Below are 22,247 nucleotides of genomic sequence, written 5' to 3'. Positions count from 1 at the left end.
GCGTCAAGCGCCACTGCGTCGGGCCAGTCGCTGCTGGAGGAGGACGGCGACCACGATGATCGCGCCCTTCGCGACGGCCTGGGCGGAGATGGAGAGGTTGTTGAGGGTGAACACGTTCGACAGCGTGGTGAAGATCAGGACGCCGAAGACGGTGCCCGCGATCGTGCCTCGGCCGCCGGACAGCAGCGTGCCGCCGATCACGACCGCGGCGATCGCGTCGAGCTCGTACAGGCCGCCGTGGGTCGCGCTGCCGGTCGTGGTGCGGGCGATGAGCATGGCGGCGGCCAGCCCGCAGCACAGCCCGAGCAGCGCGTAGAGCAGGACGGTGTGCCGCCGCACGTCGATGCCCGCCAGCCGGGCCGCCTCCGGGTTGCCGCCCACCGCGAACGTGCGGCGGCCGAACGTGGTGCGGTTGAGCAGCACCCATCCGGCCACCGCGACCACCGCGAAGATCACCACGAGCACCGGTACCCCCAGCACCGATGCGTCGAAGAACGCGGCGAAGCCCGGCACGTTCACGATCTGCGTCTTGCGGTTGGAGATGATCTCGGCGAGACCGCGGGCGGCGGCCAGGCTCGCCAGGGTCGCGATGAACGCCACGACCCGGCCGTAGGCGATGAGCATGCCGTTGACCAGTCCGCACGCCCCGCCCACCAGCAGCGCGGTGAACACGATGACGATCCAGTGCGTGTCGTTGGCGATGCCTTGGGTGGCCAGGGTCGTCGCCCACACCGAGGACAGCGCGACGATCGCGCCGACGGACAGGTCGATCCCTCCGCCGGTGATCACGAACGTCATGCCGATGCTCACGACACCGATCACCGCGGCGAGCCGCAGGATGGTCAGCACGTTGTCGACGTCGGCGAACCGGTCGCCCGCGGTGATCACCCCGCCCAGGCACAGCAGGACCAGTGCGACCACGAGACCGGTGTTGCGCCCGGCCGGGGAGGCGAGCAGCGCCGAGACGCTCGACTCCTTGGCGACCGGGGTGTGCTGGGGCGCGGCCACTGCGGCGGTGTCCTCGCTCATGCTGCGTGTCCTTCCATGACCAGGTCGAGGACCCGGGACTCGTCGATCTCGTCGGCGGGACCGTCGTGGACCACCCGGCCCTCGCGCACCACCAGGACCCGGTCGGCCAGGCCCAGTACCTCCTCGACGTCGCTGGACACGACGACGACGGCCACGCCGGAGTCCGCCAGCGCGCGGATGAGCTCGTAGATCTCGCTGCGCGCGCCCACGTCCACGCCGCGGGTGGGTTCGTCCAGCAGCAGCACCCGGCACTCCCGCAGCAGCCACCGCGCGAGCACGACCTTCTGCTGGTTGCCGCCGGACAGGCCGCGCACCACGCGGTCGACGCCGGCCGGCCGGACGTCCAGCGTCTCGGTGAGCTGGGCCGAGCGGACGCGTTCGGCCCGGTCGTCCAGGAACCCGAAGCGGGCGAACGACGACATCGACGAGACGGTGATGTTGCGGTACACGGCCTGGTCCAGCAGCAGTCCCTGGCTCTTGCGCTCCTCCGGGCACAGCCCCATGCCCGCGCGCACGGCCACGCCGACACTCCCCCGCCGCAGCCGTTTGCCGTCGACCTCGACGGTGCCTTCGGCCGCCTTGCGCGCCCCGTAGATCGTCTCCAGGATCTCGGAGCGGCCCGACCCGACGAGCCCAGCGAGCCCGACCACCTCACCCGCGCGGACCGTGAGGTCGACGTCGCGGAAGCGGCTCTTGTCGGCCAGCCCGCTCACCTTCAGCACTTCCGGTGCGGCCGGGTCGACGGGTTTCCGTTGCGGGAACACGTTGTCCAGCACGCGCCCGGTCATCAGCCCGATCAGTTCCGAGGTCTTCACCTCGCGTGCGGGCAGACCTGTGGCGACGGTGCGGCCGTCCTTGAGGACGGTGACCCGGTCGCCGATCTCCCGGATCTCCGCGAGGCGGTGCGAGATGTAGACGACGGCCACGCCCTGCGCGGTGAGCTCCCTGATCACCCCGAACAGGACCCGCACCTCGTCCGGGTCCAGCACGGCCGACGGCTCGTCCATGATCAGCAGCTGCCCGTCCAGCGACAGCGCCCGTGCCATGCTCACGACCTGCTGGTGCGCGACGGACAACCGGCCGACGTCGCGGTCGGGCGAGATCTCCGGGTGCCCCAGCCGGGCGAGCAGCGCGCGGGTCCGGCGCCGTGCGTCCGCCCGCCGCGTGAAGCCCGCAGTGGACAGTTCGTGGCCGAGGAACACGTTGTCGGCCACCGACAGGCCGCTCACGAGATCGAGCTCCTGGTAGATGGCCGCCACCCCGCTGCGCATCGCGGCGGTCGGGTTGCCGAACGACACGACCTCGCCCCGCCAGCGGATCTCACCCTCGTCGGGACGGTGCGCGCCGGACAACACCTTGATCAGCGTCGACTTGCCGGCGCCGTTCTGCCCGAGCAGGCAGTGGACCTCACCCGCGCGGACGTCGAAGTCCACGCCCTGCAGGGCCATCACGCCGGGAAAGCGCTTCACCAGACCCTGGACGGACAACAGTGCCGCGGCCGTCATCCGGTCCACAGCCGAAAAGGCGCGCGGCAACGCGCGGGCGAGCTCACCATTGAGTCCTCCGGGGCCCCGGCAACCGTTGTGCCATCGGGGAATTCGGTCTTGCGGACTCTCAAGCTAATTCGCCGGTTTTGTCCCGGCAAGAAGGTGGGAGTGGCACATATCGGCCAACTTTTCCCTTGACCCGGCGAGCCCTCCCATCCACATCCCATCGACAAACGGTCGACCGCCGCAGTGCACCGTGCGTGCGTCACAGGAGGAGACACCAATGGCGGCACTGCAAGCTGGGTTCGTCCGGACGTACGCGCACAAGAAGGTCGTGATCCTGAAGACGGGCTTGAGCATCGGCGACGAGGACGCCGTGCTGATCGCCCCGCTCATCTCGGCCAAGCCGCCCGCCACCACTCGCGGCGTCGAGGTGAAGACCGGCTACGGCAGACGCTGGGTGCTGATCGGCCAGGTGAACACCGTGAAACCCGCCAGCCTGGTCACCGTGTGGAAAGGCCCGGACCGTCTCAAACCAGACCAGATGAAGATCGTCCTGCAGGAGCTCGACAAGCCCTCCAGGTAGAGCAGCGACGGCTGCGCGTCCGCGTGACTCCCGGCAGTGGAAATGCGGCGCGCCCGCACCGCGCCCTCTGCGATACTTCTGCTGTGAACAGGGGGAACGGCCTGCCGGGAGTGCATTTTCTGCTCTCGCTGATCGAAGCGCGGGACGCGGCCGTGGTGCGGCATCGGCTCGGCATCAGAGAGCCCGAACAGCACACCGTCGACCGCGCGGCGCAGGAGTTGGAGCGGCTGCGTGCACCGCGATCGGTGCTGCTGTGGATGCTCGAGGAGGACGACCCCTGGACGAACCGCGTGGTGTTCCACCACTCCGGTACCCCGGACTCGGTCAAGCGCGACATCCTGCGCGGAGTGCCGTTCGGCGGCGCGGAGGGGTGGCTGCCGATGGCTGCGCACTGCCGGGATCCGTTCTGCTCCCACAAGGCGCCGGAGATCCAGGTCGGCCCGCACGGTGTGGTCGGCGGGCTGCGTGCGGCTCGGACGTTGGGGGTGGCCAGGAACGCCGCGCGGGCGGTGGGCCGGGACGACTGGGCCGAGGTCGCGGAGGCGGACCGGGTCGAGCCGCTGCCCGGCTATGCGCGCTGGGCGCTGACCGAGCGGATCGACTGTCCGCCGGACGTGCGCGCGCAGTTCGGGTCGCATCCCAAGTTCACTCGTCGGCTGCGGCAGGCGGGCATCGTCGAGCCGGCGGAGTACGTCGAACTGGCCAGGCCGCCGCACGAGGTGCTGGGGGTGCTGCAGTTCGGTCGCCTGCTGTTCCCGCGCCGCGGGCGGGAGGTCGCCACGTCGCTGGCGCCGTTGGTGCACGCCGAGGTCGGTGCGAACCCGGACGCGTGGGCGGTGCTGGCGCGGTTGCTGCCGACGTTCGCGGGAACGGTGCCGGAGCTGGTGAGGACCAGCGGAGCCATCGCGCACGCGTGAGGTGACGGGCGGCTGGATTCGAACCAGCGTGCCCCACCTGTGCAGGGTGGTGCGTCTGCCTCTGCGCTACGACCCGTCGGCACGGATCCTACTGGTGGGAAAATGAGCATCCGAAAGCGGTTGCCGGTCGTCGACCTGACCGACCGCCGGGCACTGGCGAACTGGCGTCCCGCCGCGCCCTCGGTGATCGCCGAGGCGGAGCGGCTCAAGGAGGCCGCGCTGCTCGACTTCGGGCTCACCGAGTCCGCGGTCGGCTCGTGGCTGTTCTCCAAGTGCCGCCACCAGATCGCCACGACCGCGGTCGACACCGCGGCCGTCGTGGCGTCCGGAGACGGCACGTGCCTGCTGCTGTTCAACCCGGACTTCTTCGCCGGCATCGGACTGGACGGCGTGAAGTTCGTGCTGTTCCACGAGGCTCGGCACCTGGTGCACCGGCATCTGTTCGTGGAGCAGGACCTGCGGGCCGACCCCGTGTTCACGCTCGCGGCCGAGGTGGTGATCAACCACGTCGCGACGGTGCGGCTGGGCCGGGGACTTCCCGTGCTGGAGGGCAAGCCCATCGGCATCGATCCGGCGGCGATCCACGCGAAGTACGTCGAGGACCTGACGGCGCATGACCTCGTTCCGTTGGAGTACGAGGACTTCCTCGACACCGATATGTCCGTCTACACCGAACTCAAGCGGATGAGGAACCCGCCGGTACCGGCACCACTCTGTGTCCACCTGACCCACGAGGTCCAGCTGGACCAGGAGACGGTCGACGCCGTCGTGTCGTCGACGCTGCTGAACTCCCTGCTCGCGGCACGCCGAGGCAACGGCAACGCCGAGTCCGAGCTGCTCGACCTGATGGGCCGCACCGAGGACGTCGCGAGCAAGGTGTGGGGGAACCTCGGCGCGGGCGCGTTGCGGGGCACGACGTCACGGACCGGCAAGGTCGACTGGTGGCAGCGGTGGCTCGTCGACGTGCTCGGGTCGAAGCTGCGCGAGGGCGAACGGCTGGTGTACCCGAAGAAGCGCGGCGCGGTTCTGGCCGTGCTCGGGCACGACCCGATGCTGTCGCGGCGTGGGCCGGTGCGAGACAAGGTGCTGGTCATCGCCTACGACACCTCGGGGTCGATGCCGTCGAGCGTCGTCGAGTGGATGACGGACCTGGTCGGCGGGATCGACGGCGTGCGGGCGCACTGGCTGGCCTTCGACGGCGTGGTGATGCCGTTCCGGCCGGGTGAGCCCGTGCTCGGCGGTGGCGGGACCAGTTTCCAGGCCGTGGTGGACCACGTCGAGGGACGTTCCATGGTGAACGGCGAGCACTTCGAGGAACAGCCGGACGCGGTGATCATGCTGACCGACGGTCACGCCCCGCCCGTCACACCCGCGGAGCCGGACAAGTGGATCTGGCTGATCACCGAGGGCGGCGACGACTGGCCCGACCACCACACACCACCCATGGCCTGCCACCGCGTGCGGCCCGTGACCGGAAGAAGCCGATGACCCCGACGACCACCACCCGGTCCAAGCTGGCCGCGTTCATCGACGCGATGATCGACATCGGCCAGACGGGCCAGATCTTCGGCTCGCACGGCATCGGCAAGACCGCGACCTTCTTCTCCCACCTCGCCGAGGCGCACCCGGACACCGAGCTGGTGTTCGTGCCGGCGGCGAACCTCACCCCGGACGACCTGCTGATCAACGCGCCGGTGCGGGAGGCCGACGGAGAGCTCGTGCTGCGCCAGCTGGTGATGAGCCAGCTGCGGCCGGGCAGGAGGTTCGTGCTGCTGATCGACGACTCGCTGCAGGCGGGCGAGACGATCCAGTCGCAGCTCATGCAGGTCGCGTGCAACTGGACGCTGGGCGAGTTCGACCTGCGCGCCCTGGGCTGCGTCGGCGTGTTCCTGACCGACAACGAGTCGCTCGCCGAGACGTCGGCGCGACGCAGCGACCTCGCGATCCTCGACCGCATGGTGACCGTGCGGATGACCGCGAACGACACCGCGTGGCGCACCAAGCTCGCCGGGCGGTACCGCGAGTGGGACCTCGGCCCGTTCTTCGGCGTGTGGAGCTCACTCGGCCCGGAACTGCGGGAGTTGTTGTCGCCGCGCACGATGGAGCACGTCCTGGCCAACGCCCGCGAGGGTTTCCCGTTGCGCTGGGCACTTCCGCTCGTCAACGGCGAGCGGCTGCGGCTGGAGGAGACCCGCGGACGCAAGAGTGCCGACCGCACGCCGGAGATCCTCGACAGGCTCGCGACCGCGCTCGGCGTGCGCAATCCCGCGACCGTCCCGGATCCGGTGCGACAGGTCCTCAAGGCCGCGCTGCGCAACCGCTGGAGCGTGCTGCTCCAAGGACCGCCCGGCTGCGGCAAGACCGAGCTGGTGCGCGAGACGATCCGGGCCGAGCTGGGCCGCGACCCGCTGTACTTCTCGTTGCCGGTGACCAACGTCGAGGACCTCTGCGCGCCGCTGCCCACCTCCGACGGCACGCTGGTGAACCTCATGGCGCGGGCGTTCACCGGCCGTGACCCGAAGGCGATCGTGTGGGACGAGTACAACCGGCCCAAGGACAAGGCCGCGTTCGCCCGGCTGATGGAGATCACCCAGGAGTGGTCGCTGGCCGGACAGCCCATCGAGAACCTGCGAGCCCAGATCGCGATCCAGAACCCGCCGTACCACCTGGGCCGCAAGCTCCTGGTGGCACGCAACAACATCGCGCAGGCGACCCGCTTCACCGCGTCCCTCGTCGTCGAGCCGTCCGACATCCCGGCGAACGAGTGGCTGATCCGCAAGTACGGCGGCGTGGCGGAGACCGTGCTGGAGTGGTGGAAGCACGACATCGACGACGAGGGCCGGGAGTGGATCACCAAGCGCACGATCGAGCGGCTCGTCAAACTGCACGAGCGCGGACTGCCGCTGGAACTGGCGACGATCTACCTCGGCGAGGGCGAGTACGCGCCCGTCCCGCTGACCGCGCTGATGGACCGCCTGACCAACCGGCCCGTCACCGGGCTCGGTGAGCTCGCCCGGCAGGTGCACCTGTGGGAGGAACGGCTGCGCGCCGAGTCGGCGTCGGCCGAGGGTGGCAACGACGGCGACGTCGTGCACCAGGTGCTGGCCAACGCCGAGCTGTCCCAGCTGCGCCGGCATCGCAAGGTCGTCACGCGGCTGGTCGCGCTGCTGCCACCCAAACTCCGGGCCACCTACTTCGTCGGGGTGGCGGAGGATCGGCAGCGGTTCTGGGTCGAGATCTTCGCGAAGATGCCGCGTTAGGCCCTGTCCTGCAAGTTCGTCAGGTGAGAGACGCGGTCGAGAGTCCCGGAGGCGGTGCCGCCGCGGTGCCCTCATACCCGGGCGTATTCGGGCGTTGCGGCGGTGCCGTCTCCGGGGCCCTCGGCCGCTGCTGTCGCCCGACGAGACTTACAGGACAGGGCCTAGCTTGAGTTTTAACCTCTGAGCTGTTGGGTGAGACCCCGGTTGATCATGGGTGAAGCCCTTGGTCGATTCTTCTTCTTGCGACAGACGAAGATCGAGACCAAGGGCTTCAGTTGATCAGTGTGCACCATGCCCGGGACGCCGCCGCGTTCAGGGAGTTATCGGCGTTGCGGCAGGAGTTCTACCGGTGCCTGCTCAAGCGGGCGGACGCGTTGTTCGAGCTGACCGACGCTGTGTTGTGCGCGGACGGGCCGGTCCGGTCGGTCGCGGAGTTGTCGCTGGCCGGTGAGCATCGGCGTGGGCATGGCAGTGGCTATGCCGCGCTGGCCCAGGGGCGCGTCGAGTTCGACCGGTTACGGACCGCGCTGACCAGTGTGTCGTTGCCGCGCGCGGCGGATGGGCGGCTGGTGCTGGCGGTGGACGTGACCTGCTGGCTAAGGCCCGAGGCGCACACGTGCCCGCAGCGGATCCTGTGTCACACCTACGGCCGTGGCAAGGACCAGCACGCGATGGTGCCGGGCTGGCCCTACTCGGTCGTCGTCGCGCTAGAAGCCGGGCGGGGTTCGTGGACCGCGCCGCTGGACGTGGTCCGGCTCGCGCCCGGTGACATCGCCGCGAACGTCACCGCCCGGCAGATTCGCGACGTGGTGGACCGCCTGACCACCGCCGGGCAGTGGCGGCCAGGAGATCCGGACATCCTGCTGGTCGCCGACGCCGGCTACGACGGCCCGCGCCTGGCCCACGTGCTGGCCGGCCTGCCGATCACCGTGCTGGTCCGGATGCGCTCGGATCGGGTCCTACACCGCCCGGTCGGACCACAGCCGCCCGGCACGACGGGCAGGCCCCGCCGCCACGGCAGCGAATTCGCCTTCAGCGACCAGAACACCTGGGGCGCACCGGATATCACCATCGAGACCACGACCCGGCTCTACGGTCCCGCGCTGATCCGCGCCTGGGACCGGCTGCACCCCCGCTTGACGCACCGCATCGCCTGGGCCGGCCACGACGGCACCCTGCCGATCCTTGAGGGCACCGTGATCCGGCTGCAGGTCGAACGCCTGCCCTCCGGGGCGACACCGAAACCCGTGTGGCTCTGGCACTCCCGCACCGGCCTCGACCACACCGAGGTCGATCTGGCCTGGCAGGCGTTCCTGCGCCGCTTCGACATCGAGCACACCTTCCGCATGCTCAAACAAACCCTCGGCTGGACCACCCCGAAACTGCGCTCACCCCAGGCGGCCGATCGCTGGACCTGGCTGCTGATCACCGCCTACACCCAACTTCGACTCGCCCGCAACCTCACCACAGACCTGCGCCGCCCCGGGAGAAACCCCGCCCAGCGCAACGCCTCAGCCCGGCACGAGTCCGCCGAGGGTTTCGGAACCTGCGCCCACAACTCACCTGCCCAGCCCATGTCCCGAAACCTTCACGGCCAGGCCCCGGACGCCCCGCCGGAACACCCAACCACCGGCCCGCCACACGACACGACGTCCACACCGTCACCAGCACGAACACCCGAAAACCCAGACGCGGCAACAAACCCGCGTCGAGCAACCCCCGACCCCGCCGAACCAGTTAAAACTCAAGCTAGTCGGCCGGCTGTCGGTGCACGCTGCGCACCGCCGCCACGTCCGCGGGCACCGGCGGCCGTTCGGGAATCGCGGCGCTCAGCGCGTCGAGTCTGCGCCTGATGCTGCCGGCGACCCCCTTGCCCAGCACGAAGCGGGTGGGGGTGGCCGCGCGCTGGGCGCCGTCGAGCAGCCGATAAGCGGCCTGACTGCCGAGCCCGGTGTTGCTCAGCACCAGGTGCCGCAACCGATGTGGCCGTTGCGCCAACGCGTCCGCGATGGCCGTCGCCGCCGCCGAGTCCATGCGGTTGTCGTGCGCGCCCAGGACTCCGGCGGCCTTGACCCGTCCGAGATCGCACACCTCGACGCCGGCCTGGGCGGCGGCGACCACCAGACGGGCCGCGGCCTGTGGGCCGATACCGTTGCTGGCCAGGGAGATCCGCCGCAGCCTGCCAGGGACGAGCGCGTCCGCGATGGTGTGAGCGCCCTCGTCGCCCAGTCCTGCCGCGGACACGTACAGCTCGCTCACCGCGTCGGCGGCGAGCAGCGCCGCCAGGTGCGTCGCGCCGGCCGGGCCGAGCGGGTTGCCGCCGACGTAGAGGCGTTCCACGGGACGGCCCGCGGCGGCAGCGGTGATCATGGCTGCTGCCAACCGTTGCACGGCGGTGGCGTCGAGGTCGGTCTGGACGAGGTCGAGCGTGCGCAGCGACCGGGCGGACTCCACGAGCGCGGCCGCCGCGTCGCCGTCGCCGATCGGGTTGCGCTTGAGCCAGATTCCGGTCACCCTGCTCGCCTGCGGCGACATCCGCAGGTTGTCCGCGATGCGACAGGCGCCGCCGGCCGTGATTCCGTTGCACCCCAGGTACAACGTCTCGACCTCGCGCTCGACCGCCTGCCCCGCCACCTCGGCCGCGCCGTCGCCGAGACCGTCGGTGCCCAGCAGCAGGTGCTTGACGACGCCGGGCCGCAACGCCTGCGCCACCTGTGCCGCGCCGCCAGGCCCGAGGTCCTGCTTGCACAGATCCAGCCTGCCGTCGGGAAGCGCGGTGCCGGTCGGGAAGTCCAGCCGCTCCCCCGCGCTCGTGCCGGTGCGCAGCCAGGCCAGCAGCGGCTCCAGCGGGCTCACCACGCCGCCTCCCGGTAGTCCTTGAGGAACACTCCGGCGACCGGTGCGCCGGCCTCGCCCCGCACGATCGGGTCGTAGATCCGCGCCGCACCGTCCACGACGTCCAGCGGCGTGCGGAACCCGTGCTCCGCCAGCCGTGTCTTCTTCGGCGCCGGGTTCTCGTCGGTGATCCAGCCGGTGTCGACGGAGCACATGTAGACGCCCTGGTCCGCGAGCTCGGGCCCGCTGGTGCGGGTCAGCATGTTGAGCGCGGCCTTGGCCATGTTCGTGTGCGGGTGGCCGGAAGTCTTGTTCCGCACGGCGAACCGGCCCTCCACGGCGGTCACGTTGACGACGTACCGGCGCGGGTGCGGCGACGCCAGCAGCAACGGCAACAGCCGATCGCACAACAGCGTCGGCGCGAGCGCGTTCACCAGCTGCGTCTCCAGCACCTCGGCCGCGTCGAGCTCGCCGACCCGTGCCGACCAGGAGTTGACCGGCGCGGTGTCCGGCAGCAGCCCGGCCTCGTCGATCTCCGCGAGCGCCAGCGCGCCGTGGCTCTGCTCCAGCGCGAGCATCGGGCTGAAACCCGGCGCCAGCAACACGTTCGGCGGCACACCGGTCTCACCGGCGATCAACGCCGCATAGGACTCCGGCGGGCGGCGCACGGTCTGGGCGGCGTTGTTGACCAGGACGTCGAGCGGCCTGCCGTCCTCGCGCAAGGACTCGGTGAGACCGAGCACCTGCCGTGGGTCGCGCAGGTCGATGCCGACGAGCGTCAGCCGGTGCAACCACTCCTCGCTGCCAGGAGCCTCCTCGAACCGGCGCCGGGCGTCGCGCGGGAACCTGGTCGTGACCATCAGCTCGGCCCCGTCCCGCAGCAGCATCAGCGCCACCTGGAAGCCGATCTTCACCCGCCCGCCGGTGAGCAACGCCCTGCGCCCGGTCAGGTCGGCGCGCGCACCGCGGCGCTCGGTGTTCTCCCGCGCGCACGACGGGCAGAGCCGGTGGTAGAACGCGTCGGCGCGCTGGTAGAAGTCCTTGCACACGTAGCAACGCCGAGCCCGCGACAGCTCGAGTGCGACCGCGTCCTCCACAGCCGGCAGCGGCGCGTCCTCACGTCGGTCCAGCGCACCCGTCGCGGTCGAGGCGTCGATGGCCGCGTCGGCTCGGGCGTGCTCCTCGCCGCGCACCTTCCTGCGGTTCTTCCTGCCCTCGCGGGCGAACGACTCCGCGACCCGCTCGGCCTTGAGCCGAACCGGGTCGTCGGCAGGAAGCGCCCGCAACCTCGCGACGGTCTCGTGGAACGTCGCGAGGTCTGCCTCGGTGATCGTGCTGTCCTTCATCGTGCGGTCCCGGCCGGATTCGAACCGGCGTGATCCACCCTGACAAGGTGGTGCGACTGCCTCTGCGCTACGGGACCTGGCCTGCCGGGGCGGCCGGATTCGAACCGGCGTGTGCTGGATCTGGAGTCCGGTGCGACTGCCTCTGCGCTACGACCCCGGCATTGCCGCCATCGTATCCAGCGATCGGCGAACGGGCGGCGCCACCGTCCGTAGGGTGTTGCCCGCCGAGCACACCTGGGGGACGAGAAATGGGCGAGAAGACCTACATCCTGCACGACGAACCGGCGTTGACGACCGCGCAACCGTGCGTCGCGCACGCGGACCTCACCCCGTTCGGATTCGACGACCTGCACGAAGAGCTGTGGCTCGCGGATCTGGGCGACGGCACGTTCGAGCTGCGCTGCCTCCCGTTCCTGGTCCACGGCCTGTCCCTGCACGACCGCGTCACCGTGACCAACGGCCTGGTGACCGGCCTGGCCGCGGCGCGCGGCCACCGCACGTTGCGGGTCCTGATCCTTTCCGAACCGCCGACGGCGACGCTCGAAGACCTCCGAGAGGCGTTCATCCGGTTCGCCCGTGACGAGAAGCTGTTGTCCGAGTGGAGCGGTGACAGGCACGTCGCCATCGACTTCCCGCCGGACCGCAGGCCCGCGTCTCTCGCCGACCTCCTGGTGCAGAACCAGCGCGACGGCAACATCGTGTGGGAGTGGAACATCGCCGAGCCGTTCGTGGCCGGCACTCCCGAACCGCTGGACCGCCACGTCCGGTGCGTGCTGCCGCAGCCGGTCCTCGACTCCCCCGGCCGCGAGCAGGTGGACGGCGCCTGGCTGAGCCACGAGACGGCAGGCGAGTCGGTGATGATGCAGGTCCCCGGCGTCGGTGCGTTCGTCCGCGTCCTGCTGCCGATCCAGCTCGTCGACGGCGGCAAGATCACCTACAACGTCTGGATCGGCGTCCCGCAGGAAGAGCTGGCGCGGATCTTCGGCGTGTGGTGGGAACCGGAGTACGCCGACCTGCGGATCGCCGGGCTCCTCGCCAACCCCGTTCCACCCTGGGGACTGCTCGGCGCGCCGGTGGAGGCCGTGGTGCGCGACGTCGACGAGGTGCCGTACTGCGCGCGTTCTGACCATCCCGAGCTGGAACGAGCGCTCACCGCCGAGTGGCCCGTCGACGTCGCCGACCAACCTCGTCCCTAGCGGGCGGTGAGGGCGTAGGCGGGCAGCGGCACGTTGCCGCTCTCCCGCGCGGTCTGGCGGAGCAACTCCTTCGCCAGCCCGTCCGGCGCCTCCTTCAGCGCGATGGAGATCTCCCAGTCCGCGTCCTGCAACGCGCTCGTGTCGACGTCGCCGATCTGTTCGACCTGCCAGCCGGCGGTGTCGAGCGCGGCGAGCAGGGTGGCGCGGGTCAGCGGGGCGCGGACGTTGCCGTCGGTCTCGCCCATGCGGTCCTGGGCGAGCACGGCCAGCAGGTGCGGCACCTGGTCGGCCCGCTGGGGTTCCGGGTCCCACTCGGCGAAGCAGAGCCGCGCACCGAGCGCGCGGGCCTTCGCCAGGGTGCGTCCGAGCAGGTCGGCCGACGCGAAGTACCAGGAGCAGTGGGCGAGCACGACGAGGTCGTAGCCGGTGCCGACGTCGTCGGTGAGCGCGTCGGTCTCGTACCGCATCTCGATGCGGTCGCCGAGCGGACCGTCGAGCAGGTGCCGCGCGGAGTCGCCGACGGTGACCGGGGCGCCGTAACCGGGTGGCGCGATGTCGGTGCCGACGACCCTCCCGTGTGGACCGACGAGGTCCGCGAGCACGGCGGTCATGTCTCCCTGGCCGCAGCCGATCTCCAGCACTCTCGCGCCGTCGGGGATCTGCCAGGTTCGCGCCAGCTCCAGGCGGTACGCGGTCTGCGTGACCTGAACGTCCGGGCTGACGGAGTGGGCCGCCATGAGGCGGGCGATTTCTTGGGGATTCATCGTGGCGGAGCGTAAGAGCGGTACTCCGCCACCGCATCTTATTTCGGGCCGATGCCGAACCGGCCCAGGCCCAGCGGCGTCCGGTCGTGCTCCAGGCGAGTGCGCAGCGCGGCATACGCCTCCGCGCGGGCAAGATCCTTCGCTCGGGGCGGATCAGGCACGCGGTCCAGCACCTCGCGCGGATCGCACACCCACACCGGCAGCCCGGCGAGTTCCATCCTGGACGCGCCCTCCTTGAGCTGGGCGTAGGTGCCGGTGAGCTTCGGCGGGACGTCCACCATGCCCAGCCTGGTGACGAACAGGTGGTCCAGTTGCTCCAGCGTCACCGGCTCCGGGCGCCACGCACGGCACTGCTCGACGGTGAGGCCGTTGCGCCAGCTCGGGTCGTGGGCGGGGACGGCGTCGAGTCGCAGCAGGAGGTCCGCCACGCGGCGCAGGTTCGCCGGGTCCGGCGACGGCACGACGTCGAGGTCGTTGGGTTCCAGGTCCACGCCGTAGATCGCGAGGACGGTGGACCCGCTCATCACCCAGTCGATCTCACGCAGTGCTTCGAGCAGCTCTCGCACCCGCAGCCGCGGACGGTCTCGTGGATCAGGCATTCCGCCGAGGCTAGCCCGCAGGGGCCGGAGACGTTGCTCACGATCAACCCCCGCCGAACCAGGCCCTGCCCGCACGGCACCCTAGAGTTGGGCCACCTCCTGGGCGGCGTTGCACCAGGACGTTCACCCGATGCTCATCCTGCCAGGCACCACGCCGCGGGACCGTCTCCTGAGGTGCTGATGTCCTCGTTCCAGGCCGCCCCGCGGCCGTCCCTGTCGCAGCGCGTCCGCACGACGTGGTTCGCGAACCCGCGGGCCGATCTGCTGTCCGGTCTGGTCGTCGCGCTCGCGCTGATTCCCGAGGCGCTGTCGTTCTCCGTCATCGCCGGCGTCGACCCGAAGGTCGGCCTCTACGCGTCGTTCACCATCGCGATCATCATCGCGTTCGCGGGCGGGCGGCCCGCCATGATCTCCGCCGCCACCGGTGCGATGGCTCTCGTGCTCGTGGGGCTGGTGCGCGATCACGGTGTCGAGTACATGTTCGCCGCCACGGTGCTCACCGGTGTGTTCCAGATCCTGTTCGGACTGCTCGGCGTGCACAGGCTGATGCGGTTCGTGCCGCGCACGGTGATGGTCGGTTTCGTCAACGCGCTGGCGATCCTGTTGTTCGCCGCGCAGATCCCGCACATCACCGGAGGCGGCTGGCCCGTCATCGCGCTGGCCGCGCTCGGCCTCGCGATCATCTACCTGCTCCCCCGCCTCACCAAGGCCGTGCCCGCGCCGCTGGTCGCGATCGTGGTGGTCACCGCGCTCACGGTGTTCCTGCACATCGCCGTGCCCACGGTCGGCGACCAGGGCGAGCTGCCTTCCGCGCTGCCCGGTTTCGGCCTGCCGATGGTCCCGTTCACGCTGGAGACCCTCGGCATCATCGCCCCGTACGCGCTGACGCTCGCCGCGGTCGGCCTGATCGAGTCGCTGCTCACCGCCCAGCTGCTCGACGACATCACCGACACCGGCTCCAGCAAGGGCAGGGAGGTCCGCGGCCAGGGCATCGCCAACATCGCCACCGGCTTCCTCGGCGGCATGGCCGGGTGCGCGATGATCGGCCAGTCGATGATCAACGTGAAGTCCGGCGGCCGCACCCGGCTGTCGACCCTCGCGGCGGGCGTGTTCCTGCTGGTCCTCGTCTTCGTGCTCGGTCCGGTCGTCTCGCTGATCCCGATGGCCGCGCTGGTGGCGGTGATGGTGTTCGTGTCGGTCAGCACGTTCGACTGGAGCAGCATCAAGATCTCCACGCTGCGGCGCACGCCGAAGAGCGAGACGGCGGTGATGGTCGTGACCGTCGGCACCGTCGTCGCCACCCACAACCTCGCACTCGGCGTGCTCGCGGGCGCGTTGCTCTCCGCGATCTTCTTCGCCCGCCGCGTCGCGCACCTCGTCGAGGTCTCCAGCGTCCTCGACGGCGACACCCGCGTCTACACCGTCACCGGCGAGCTGTTCTTCGCCTCCACCAACGAACTCATGCACGCCTTCGACTACACCGACACAGTGTCCAAAGTGGTCGTCGACCTCTCCGGCGCCCACGTCTGGGACAGCTCCGCCGTCGCCACCCTGGACGCCGTCACCGCGAAGTTCACCTCGCGCGGCGTCGAAGCCGAGCTCATCGGCCTCAACCCGGACAGCGAGCACCTGCACACCAGACTGTCCGGCCAACTGACCGGCTCGCACTGACCGCGAAGGCCTCCGCGGCTTCCTCAACGGAGAGCCGGGTGCCCGGCTCGAACGCCACGCCGAACGCCGCGTCGCCGAGCTGGTTGACGAGTTTGGTTTGTGATGCAAACCTAATGGCATCACAGTCGACTTGGGGGACGAGATGACGGACGATCCGGCGGAACTGCTCGACGAACTGGCCGGCCTGCGCAGGCGGGCGCGCGACGACCGGCACGGCTACTGGTTCCCGTTGCTGCTCTTCGGGATCCTGTCGTTCGGCTCGATCCCGCTCTCCCAGCCCGATCCCCACCCGACCGACCACCTGGTCGACGGCGGGCCTGGCTGGTGGCTCAACCCGCTGATGCACCTCGGGACGACGTACGAGGTGACGCACCCGCTCGCACTCGAGCTGTACTGGCTCGGTGCGCTGATCGCGGGGCTCGTCGCCACGGTGTGGTGGTATCGCTGGCGAGCCCGGCGCGTCGGCGTGGAGACCTCGACCGGCACGTATGCCCAGGTCGCGTTGTTCGGCTCGGTCGCCGTGCTGCTCGGGATCCCGCTGAGCACCAGCCTTTTCTTCGAGTACCGCCTCTTCTACCCGACGCTGCCGGTGGCCGTGGCCGTGATGCTGGTGCTCCTGGGGCTGGCCCTGCTGGCCTTCCGGGCGCGGCGGGCCAGGCCGCTGTTCGTTCCCCTCGGTCTGGTGCTGGTGTCGATCGCGTTGTCGTTGCTGCAACTGCCCGGCATCGACGTCGACCTGGGGATGGGCGGCATGGCCCAGTTCATGGTGATCGCGCTCGGCCTGCTCGCCCTCGCTTGGATCGAACGCAGCGTGGTGTGCTCGGTGATCGCGGCCGTGTTCGCGGTTGCGGTGCTGATCGTCAACAATTCGCCCATGAAGATCGACGCGTTGGGCAGCGCCCAGGACGTCTTCCTGCCCGCGACGGTGCTCGTGCTCGGCGGGCTGGGAGCACTTGCCGCCCGCCGGTACTCCTCATGAGCGAACACCCCACCGCGGCGCTCGACGACGTCGTTCACCAGCGCCACCGGCTCGGCATCCTGACCGTCGCGGCGGAGGTGAAGAGAGTGGAGTTCGGTTACCTGAAGTCCACCCTGAACCTCACCGCGGGCAACCTGTCGCGGCACATCACCGTGCTGGAGGACGCCGAGCTCGTGGTGGTCGAGAAGGGGTACGACGGCAAGCGCCCGAAGACCTGGGTCAGCATCACCGCCGCGGGGCGCCACGCGCTCGCCGTCGAGATGTCCGCACTGCGCGCTCTGCTGGAGCGCCACGGCAAGTCCGGCTGAGGTCAGCCTGCGTCCACAGGGGTGCCGTACTCGTCGTGGCGACGCCACCACTGGTACGGCGCCTCCTGCGGATAGCCCTCCGGCGAGTCCTCCCACTCCTCCTGGCGGCCGAGCGGGGTGAGGTCGAGCAGGCTCCAGACGTTGCCGGTCTGCTCCGCCGAACGCGCGTTGGTGAAGTAGGTGCGGTAGACCTCGTCGCCGTCGCGGAAGAAGACGTTGAGGCCGAAGTACTCGTCGACACCGAAGTCCTTCGAGAACTCGTCCCGCGTCGTGCACCAGGGCACCTGGTCCCAGCCCATCCGGTGCCGGTAGCGCCTGATGTCGGCCTGCGGAGCGGGTGAGACCAGCACGAACGTGACGTCGCGGGCGTTGAGGTGGGCGAGGTGGCCCAGGTTGTCGGTGAACATCGCGCAGCCGCTGCAGCCGCCCTCCGGGAAGTCGGCGACGCCCGGCTCGAAGAAGTGCCGGTAGACGATCAGCTGGCGCCGCCCGGCGAACAGGCCGGGCAGGTCCACCGTCCCGTCCGGCCCCTCGAAGGCGTACTGCTTCCCGACCCGGACCCACGGCAACCGGCGACGCTGCGCCGACAACGCGTCCTTCGCGCGAGTGTGCTCCTTCTCCTTGCGCAGAAGGTCTTCACGGGCCGCGTTCCACTCCTCGGCCGACACGACAGGTGGCGTCCTCACGCCTTGTCCGTACCCCGCACCGGCCGCCCGGCAAACCTCAGCCGGTACCGATGGCGAACAGGTGGATCTGCTTGTCGGACGGCAGGGTCACGGCGGCGATCGTCTTGCCCTCGGGCGCGTCGAACGGCGCGGTGGCGAAGATGAACGCGGGTCCGGTGCCGCCCTGGTTCACGTTGCGGTAGCGGGGATGCGCGACCACGGTGTTGCCGAAGACCGGGTCGTTCGCGCTGCCGCCGGGCAGCACCCAGTCGCCGAACGACAGGTCGGTCCGGGCGGTGCCGCCGTCGGTGAAGGTGACGGTCGCGGTGCCGCGGTGGTCGCCGTTGCTCGCCGCGCCCACGAACACCAGGCGCCGAGGCTGACCCGCCACGGTGACGGTCTGGCCTTCGGCGGCGACGTTGTCCGGGCGACCGTCAGGAGCGGCGGGCCAGGTGAACGCGGTGCCCGCGACCTCGACCCGTTTGCCCCCGGTCAGGCCCGCCTCGGCCAGGGCCTGGCGGGAGTAGCTGTTGCCGGCACCGTCCAGGTTGGCCTGCGACCTGGCGTCGTCGTCCGAGATTCCGGTGTTGTCGTACCGGGTGGCCAGGCTGCCTTCCGGTGCCACCAGAACGGTCACCGTGGTCGTGACCGTGCGGTGGTCGCCCTTGAGGGTCACCGGGATGTCGTGGTAGCCCTCGGGCGCGGTCGCGCTCACCTGGAACTTCGCCTGGCCGTCCTCCAGCCGGAACCGCTGCGGACCGCTGACGGTGATCCCGGCGGGCGGGGCACTCGACACCGCGAGGGTGCGATCCTTGCCCGCCAGCTTGCGCGCGGACACCGTGAACTCCGCGGTGCCACCGGGCCGCACCGTGATCATGCTGTTGGCACTGGCCAGGAAGTCGTACTCACCGTCGCGATAGGACGGTGGCGCCTCGTCGGCGTCCGTCGCCCAGCCGCGGTCAGGCGTGGTGCCGAGCTCGAAGTCGAGCCTGCCGCCGGTGCTGACGATGTCGCGGGGCAGGCCGGTGCGCTCGTGGTCGCGGCCGTTGAGGTTCAGGTCCTGCACGTACATCGCGGTGGCGGAGGCCTTGGGCGCGTTGATGGTCAGGTCGCGGCCGGGCAGGTCGAGCACGATTCGGGGGAACAACGGGCTGTGCAGCGCCAGGTCGGACGTGCCGGGTGTGGCGGGATAGAGACCCAGTGCGGCCCAGACGTACCAGGAGGACTGGGCGCCGAGGTCGTCGTTGCCGGGTTCGCCGTCAGGGGTGGGGCTGAACAGGGTGGTCATGATCTGCCGGACGACCTGCTGGGTGCGCCACGGCCGTCCGGTGTGGTTGTACAGCCAGGGAATGCCGAACGCAGGTTCGTTGCCCGCCCACATGTACGGCTCCTGCGGACCGGCGTTGAGCTTGGTGGTGAACGTGTCCAGCCGCGCCGCCGCGGCGTCCTTGCCGCCCATCGCGGTGATCAGGCCCGCCGGGTTGTGCGGCACCATCCAGCTGTACTGCACCGAGTTGCCCTCGTCGAACCCGTCCTGGCCGAACCCGCCGCCGGGCGAGAAGGCCGGACCGTCCGGGAACCGGCCGTCGCCGTCACGCGGCTGGACGTGGGAGGTGGCGGGGTTGAACAGGTTCTGCCAGTTCTGGCCGCGCTGAGTGAACTCCGCGGCGGTCTTGCGGTCACCGGCGGCCTTCGCGAGCTGGGCGATGGCGAAGTCGTCGATCGACCACTCCAGCGTGATCGAGGCGCCGACCCGGTTGTGGTCGCCGCGGGCGGCGTCGGTGTTGGGCAGGTAGCCGCGCTTCACGTACTCGGCGATGCCCGGCCGTTCCTGGTAGGCGCCGGGCGTGGTGTCCACGCTGGTAGCGCCCTTGACCAGGTACTGCATCGCGGTCTTGAGGTCGAAGTCGCGCGCGCCGTACGCGTACAGGTTGGCGATCAGCGGGACGGAGCTGTCGCCGGTCATCTGCGCGGTGTAGTCGTTGGCGAGCGGCCAGCGCGGCCACCAGCCGCCCTGCACCGCGTCGTTGACGAGCGACTGCGCCATGTCACTGGCCTCGCGCGGCCACAGCATGGCGTGCAGCGGGGCGAGGCTGCGATAGGTGTCCCAGTCGGAGAAGTTCGCGTACTGGGTGCGTCCGGCGGGCAGCGTGTGGATCTGGTCGTCGAAGCCGATGTAGCGCCCGTCCACGTCGTTGAACGTGTTGGGGTGCATCAACGAGTGGTACAGAGCGGTGTAGAAGGTCTTCAGCTCGCCGGTGTCCGTGCCCGCGACGCGGATCTTGCTCAGCTCGGTGCGCCACTTCGCCCTGGTGTCCGCGCGGACCTGGCCCGCGTCCCAGTGCGGGATCTCCTGGGCCATGTTCCGCTTCGCACCGTCCACACCGACGAACGACAGCGCCACCTTCGCCTTGACCTGGCCCGCGGGGAAACTCAGGTACGCGCCCGCTTTCGGGGCTTTGACACCGCCGCTGCCGGGGCTGATCGCGTTGCCGTCCCACGTGCCGCCGGCAGTGAACGGCTGGTCGAAGGTGATGGCGTAGTAGACGGTGTACTTGTTGGACTTGCCGCAGAAGCCGCCGGTGCTGGCCGAACCGGTGACCGTGGTGTCGTTCTCGATCCTCACCTCGGCCGCCGAGTTGCCGGACAGGCTCGCCCCGCCCTTGATCAGCACGTGGCCGTCGGCGGGCAGCGTGAACGTGGCCAGGCCGGTGCGGGTGGTGGCCGTGAGCTCTGTCCGGACCTTCGAGTCCTCCAACGTCACCGCGTAGTAGCCGGGCTCGCCCTGCTCACTGGTGTGCTGGTAGCGATCGACCCGGTCCCAGGGCTTCTCCCCCAGGTCACCGGTGATCGGCAAGATCGGCACGTCACCGAAAGCGGTGCACCCGACGCTGGCGTGCGTGAGGCTGAAACCTCGGATCTTTTCGTTGTGGTACTGGTAGCCGGCGTAGGAGCCCAAGGTGTCCGGCGAGAACTGCATCATGCCGAACGGCACCGCCGGACCGGGAAAGTTGTTGATCTCACCAGCGGCGGCGTTGGCCAAACCGGTGCCGATGAACGGGTCCACGTACGCCGTGGGGTCGGAGACCAGCGCGGGCACCGGTTCCGCGGCGGCCACCACCGGAGCCGCGAGCACCAGCGCGGCCGCCATCACTACCAGTCCCCTGAAGCCCATAGATCGGAACTTTCCGCAGACCTACCGCGCTGTCAACGTTGTCGACATCGATCTGGCCGGTTCCGGACACCACGTCACGCGGGTGGCGCCAGCACGATCGCCGAGTTGTGGCCGCCCATGCCGAGCGACGACTTGATCGTGAGGCCGTCGGCGAGCGGCGTGAGCCCGTCCAGGAGGGCCGGATGCCCCGGCGCGACCACGGGCGGCGCCGGGATCACGCCGGTGTCGTACGCCATCGCCGTCACCGCGGCCTCGATCGCCGACGCGGCGCCCTGGCAATGTCCCGTCAGCGGCTTCACCGAGTAGACCTCGGTCTCCGGCCCGAACAGCTGCTCCAGGACTGCCGCCTCGGCCGCGTCGCACTGCGCGGTGCCGGGACCGTGCGCGTTGAGATAGCGCACGTCCGCGGCGCTCACCCCGGCGTTGTCCAGCGCGTCGGTGAAGCACGCGGTGATCTGGTCGAGCTGCGGATCGATCGACGTCACGTGGTACGCGTCGTGCGACATCGCGCCGCCCAGCGTCATGGCGTACGGCCGGGACGCGTGCCGGGAAAGGACGAACGCCACCGACGCCTCGCCCATCACGAAACCCCGGCTGCCCTGCTGGAACGGACGGCACGCGTCGAGCGGCTCGGCGTCCACGATGGCCACACCGAGCCGGACGAAGTGAGCCACGTTCTCGGGCGTGAGCGACAGATCCGTCGCGACGAACACGACGTCGTCGACGATTCCCGCGTCCAGCCACGCTTTCGCCGTGATCAGGCCGGCGTTGCCCGACGCGCACATCGCCGAGACGTTCATGGCGGGCCCGTGGAAACCGTATTCCTGCATGAGCATCGACATCGGCGTGGACGGCATCAGCGCCAGATAGTCGTGCACCGGCAACGACCCTCCGCGCGTGACGTAGAAATCGCGCCACAGGTCCACCTCGCCCAGCACCACCGCGTGCAGGAGCCCGACCCGGCGACCGGGATGCCAGCCGCGGGTGCCCGCGTCCTCGATGGCCTCTCTGGCAGCGGCTCGCATGGCCTGCGCGAACCGGCTCGGTCCGTCGAGCGGATCACCGCCGTCGCCGACTCGCGCCGCCCAGACCGTCTCGCCGGGGTTCCTGCCCAGCTCGGGAACAACGGTGGCGGCGGGTTTCCCGCTCGCCAGACCGTCCCACAGAGACCGGCGGCTCCAGCCGTACGCGCTGACCACGCCGATTCCGCAGATGCTCACACCTCGCGCGACCATATCCAGCTCCACCACCGAGGGCCGACACCTCCTACCAGGGTAACTGCCCAGCACACCTGGCGGGTGAGCGATCTATTCGTCCACATTGGACAGTGAAGTCGACCCCCTGACCGTCGGACGGTGTCCGGGTACCGATATAACGGCACACCATGTTTACGCCAGACGGATGCGCCTCCGGCCGCCTGTGCGGTAGGA

General features: G+C 70.1%; 18 protein-coding genes and 3 tRNA genes. 9 read left to right on the top strand and 12 right to left on the bottom strand.

Features of this window, described 5'->3' with window-relative positions:
• Nucleotides 1–3: 3 nt before the first annotated feature.
• Together OG205_RS07380 and OG205_RS07375 are read right to left on the bottom strand one after the other, a co-directional pair.
• Complete coding sequence (locus OG205_RS07380) at nt 4–1,029, bottom strand: ABC transporter permease (protein WP_319974101.1); 1,026 nt, start codon at nt 1,027–1,029, stop codon at nt 4–6.
• The gene (locus OG205_RS07375; protein ID WP_319974102.1) at nt 1,026–2,534 is read right to left on the bottom strand and encodes a sugar ABC transporter ATP-binding protein; all 1,509 of its coding nucleotides are present in this window, start codon (nt 2,532–2,534) and stop codon (nt 1,026–1,028) included. Before OG205_RS07375 ends, OG205_RS07380 begins: the two co-directional genes overlap by 4 nt.
• 265 nt (nt 2,535–2,799) lie before the next feature.
• Here OG205_RS07375 and OG205_RS07370 point away from each other — a divergent pair, with 265 nt between their 5' ends.
• Both OG205_RS07370 and OG205_RS07365 read left to right on the top strand, forming a co-directional pair.
• Nucleotides 2,800–3,102, top strand: coding sequence for a hypothetical protein (locus OG205_RS07370; RefSeq protein ID WP_330275487.1), 303 nt, complete (start codon nt 2,800–2,802; stop codon nt 3,100–3,102).
• Between the two features lie 83 nt (nt 3,103–3,185).
• Nucleotides 3,186–4,019, top strand: a complete 834-nt coding sequence (locus OG205_RS07365) for a hypothetical protein (protein WP_330275486.1) — start codon at nt 3,186–3,188, stop codon at nt 4,017–4,019.
• 2 nt (nt 4,020–4,021) lie between these two features.
• On the opposite strand, the gene OG205_RS07360 is transcribed toward OG205_RS07365, so the two are convergent.
• A tRNA-Cys gene (locus tag OG205_RS07360) sits at nt 4,022–4,097 on the bottom strand.
• A 24-nt stretch (nt 4,098–4,121) separates the two neighbouring features.
• On the opposite strand from OG205_RS07360, the gene OG205_RS07355 reads away from it, so the two are divergent.
• From OG205_RS07355 to OG205_RS07345, 3 genes are all read left to right on the top strand, one after another.
• Entirely contained in the window at nt 4,122–5,507 is a 1,386-nt protein-coding gene (locus OG205_RS07355) for a vWA domain-containing protein (protein WP_330275485.1), read from the top strand.
• The gene (locus tag OG205_RS07350; RefSeq protein WP_330275484.1) at nt 5,504–7,279 is read left to right on the top strand and encodes an AAA family ATPase; all 1,776 of its coding nucleotides are present in this window, start codon (nt 5,504–5,506) and stop codon (nt 7,277–7,279) included. The genes OG205_RS07355 and OG205_RS07350 overlap by 4 nt, the downstream gene beginning before the upstream one ends.
• Nucleotides 7,280–7,563: 284 nt before the next feature.
• On the top strand, nt 7,564–9,132 hold the full coding sequence (locus OG205_RS07345; RefSeq protein WP_330275483.1) for an NF041680 family putative transposase: 1,569 nt from the start codon (nt 7,564–7,566) through the stop codon (nt 9,130–9,132).
• Here the strand turns inward: OG205_RS07345 and OG205_RS07340 are convergent.
• The 4 genes from OG205_RS07340 to OG205_RS07325 form a co-directional block, all read right to left on the bottom strand.
• Nucleotides 9,029–10,138 carry a ribonuclease inhibitor gene (locus OG205_RS07340; protein ID WP_330275482.1) on the bottom strand — a complete coding sequence of 370 codons (1,110 nt, stop codon included), beginning with the start codon at nt 10,136–10,138 and terminating at the stop codon, nt 9,029–9,031. The two genes, OG205_RS07345 and OG205_RS07340, sit on opposite strands and share 104 nt — an antisense overlap.
• Nucleotides 10,132–11,460, bottom strand: coding sequence for an SDR family NAD(P)-dependent oxidoreductase (locus tag OG205_RS07335; protein WP_330275481.1), 1,329 nt, complete (start codon nt 11,458–11,460; stop codon nt 10,132–10,134). The genes OG205_RS07340 and OG205_RS07335 overlap by 7 nt, the downstream gene beginning before the upstream one ends.
• 4 nt (nt 11,461–11,464) lie before the next feature.
• Nucleotides 11,465–11,537: transfer RNA gene (locus OG205_RS07330), tRNA-Asp, on the bottom strand.
• Between the two features lie 7 nt (nt 11,538–11,544).
• A tRNA-Trp gene (locus tag OG205_RS07325) sits at nt 11,545–11,618 on the bottom strand.
• 90 nt (nt 11,619–11,708) lie between these two features.
• Between OG205_RS07325 and OG205_RS07320 the strand changes: the two genes are divergently transcribed.
• A complete protein-coding gene (locus OG205_RS07320) occupies nt 11,709–12,656 on the top strand; it encodes a DUF4265 domain-containing protein (protein WP_330275480.1) in 948 nt (315 codons plus the stop codon).
• Here OG205_RS07320 and OG205_RS07315 read toward each other — a convergent pair.
• Both OG205_RS07315 and OG205_RS07310 read right to left on the bottom strand, forming a co-directional pair.
• Complete coding sequence (locus tag OG205_RS07315; protein ID WP_330275479.1) at nt 12,653–13,420, bottom strand: class I SAM-dependent methyltransferase; 768 nt, start codon at nt 13,418–13,420, stop codon at nt 12,653–12,655. The genes OG205_RS07320 and OG205_RS07315 overlap by 4 nt on opposite strands.
• Before the next feature lie 38 nt (nt 13,421–13,458).
• Nucleotides 13,459–14,019, bottom strand: coding sequence for a hypothetical protein (locus tag OG205_RS07310; protein ID WP_330275478.1), 561 nt, complete (start codon nt 14,017–14,019; stop codon nt 13,459–13,461).
• A gap of 180 nt (nt 14,020–14,199) precedes the next feature.
• On the opposite strand from OG205_RS07310, the gene OG205_RS07305 reads away from it, so the two are divergent.
• The 3 genes from OG205_RS07305 to OG205_RS07295 all read left to right on the top strand — a co-directional run bounded on the left by OG205_RS07305 (nt 14,200) and on the right by OG205_RS07295 (nt 16,977).
• On the top strand, nt 14,200–15,690 hold the full coding sequence (locus OG205_RS07305; protein ID WP_330275477.1) for a SulP family inorganic anion transporter: 1,491 nt from the start codon (nt 14,200–14,202) through the stop codon (nt 15,688–15,690).
• Nucleotides 15,691–15,832: 142 nt separating this feature from the next.
• The gene (locus OG205_RS07300; protein WP_330275476.1) at nt 15,833–16,669 is read left to right on the top strand and encodes a hypothetical protein; all 837 of its coding nucleotides are present in this window, start codon (nt 15,833–15,835) and stop codon (nt 16,667–16,669) included.
• Nucleotides 16,666–16,977, top strand: a complete 312-nt coding sequence (locus tag OG205_RS07295) for a transcriptional regulator (protein ID WP_330275475.1) — start codon at nt 16,666–16,668, stop codon at nt 16,975–16,977. The genes OG205_RS07300 and OG205_RS07295 overlap by 4 nt, the downstream gene beginning before the upstream one ends.
• 2 nt (nt 16,978–16,979) lie before the next feature.
• Here the strand turns inward: OG205_RS07295 and OG205_RS07290 are convergent, their stop codons facing one another.
• From OG205_RS07290 to OG205_RS07280, 3 genes are all read right to left on the bottom strand, one after another.
• A complete protein-coding gene (locus OG205_RS07290) occupies nt 16,980–17,663 on the bottom strand; it encodes a DUF899 domain-containing protein (RefSeq protein WP_330275474.1) in 684 nt (227 codons plus the stop codon).
• Nucleotides 17,664–17,700: 37 nt separating this feature from the next.
• Nucleotides 17,701–20,817: a GH92 family glycosyl hydrolase gene (locus tag OG205_RS07285; protein ID WP_330275473.1), complete on the bottom strand. Its 3,117-nt coding sequence runs from the start codon at nt 20,815–20,817 to the stop codon at nt 17,701–17,703.
• A gap of 74 nt (nt 20,818–20,891) precedes the next feature.
• Entirely contained in the window at nt 20,892–22,052 is a 1,161-nt protein-coding gene (locus OG205_RS07280) for a beta-ketoacyl synthase N-terminal-like domain-containing protein (protein ID WP_330278123.1), read from the bottom strand.
• Nucleotides 22,053–22,247: the final 195 nt, after the last annotated feature.

The sequence above is a fragment of the Lentzea sp. NBC_00516 genome (assembly GCF_036346835.1).
GTDB classification, from domain to species: domain Bacteria; phylum Actinomycetota; class Actinomycetes; order Mycobacteriales; family Pseudonocardiaceae; genus Lentzea; species Lentzea sokolovensis.
This window is presented reverse-complemented; position numbering and strand designations above follow the sequence as displayed.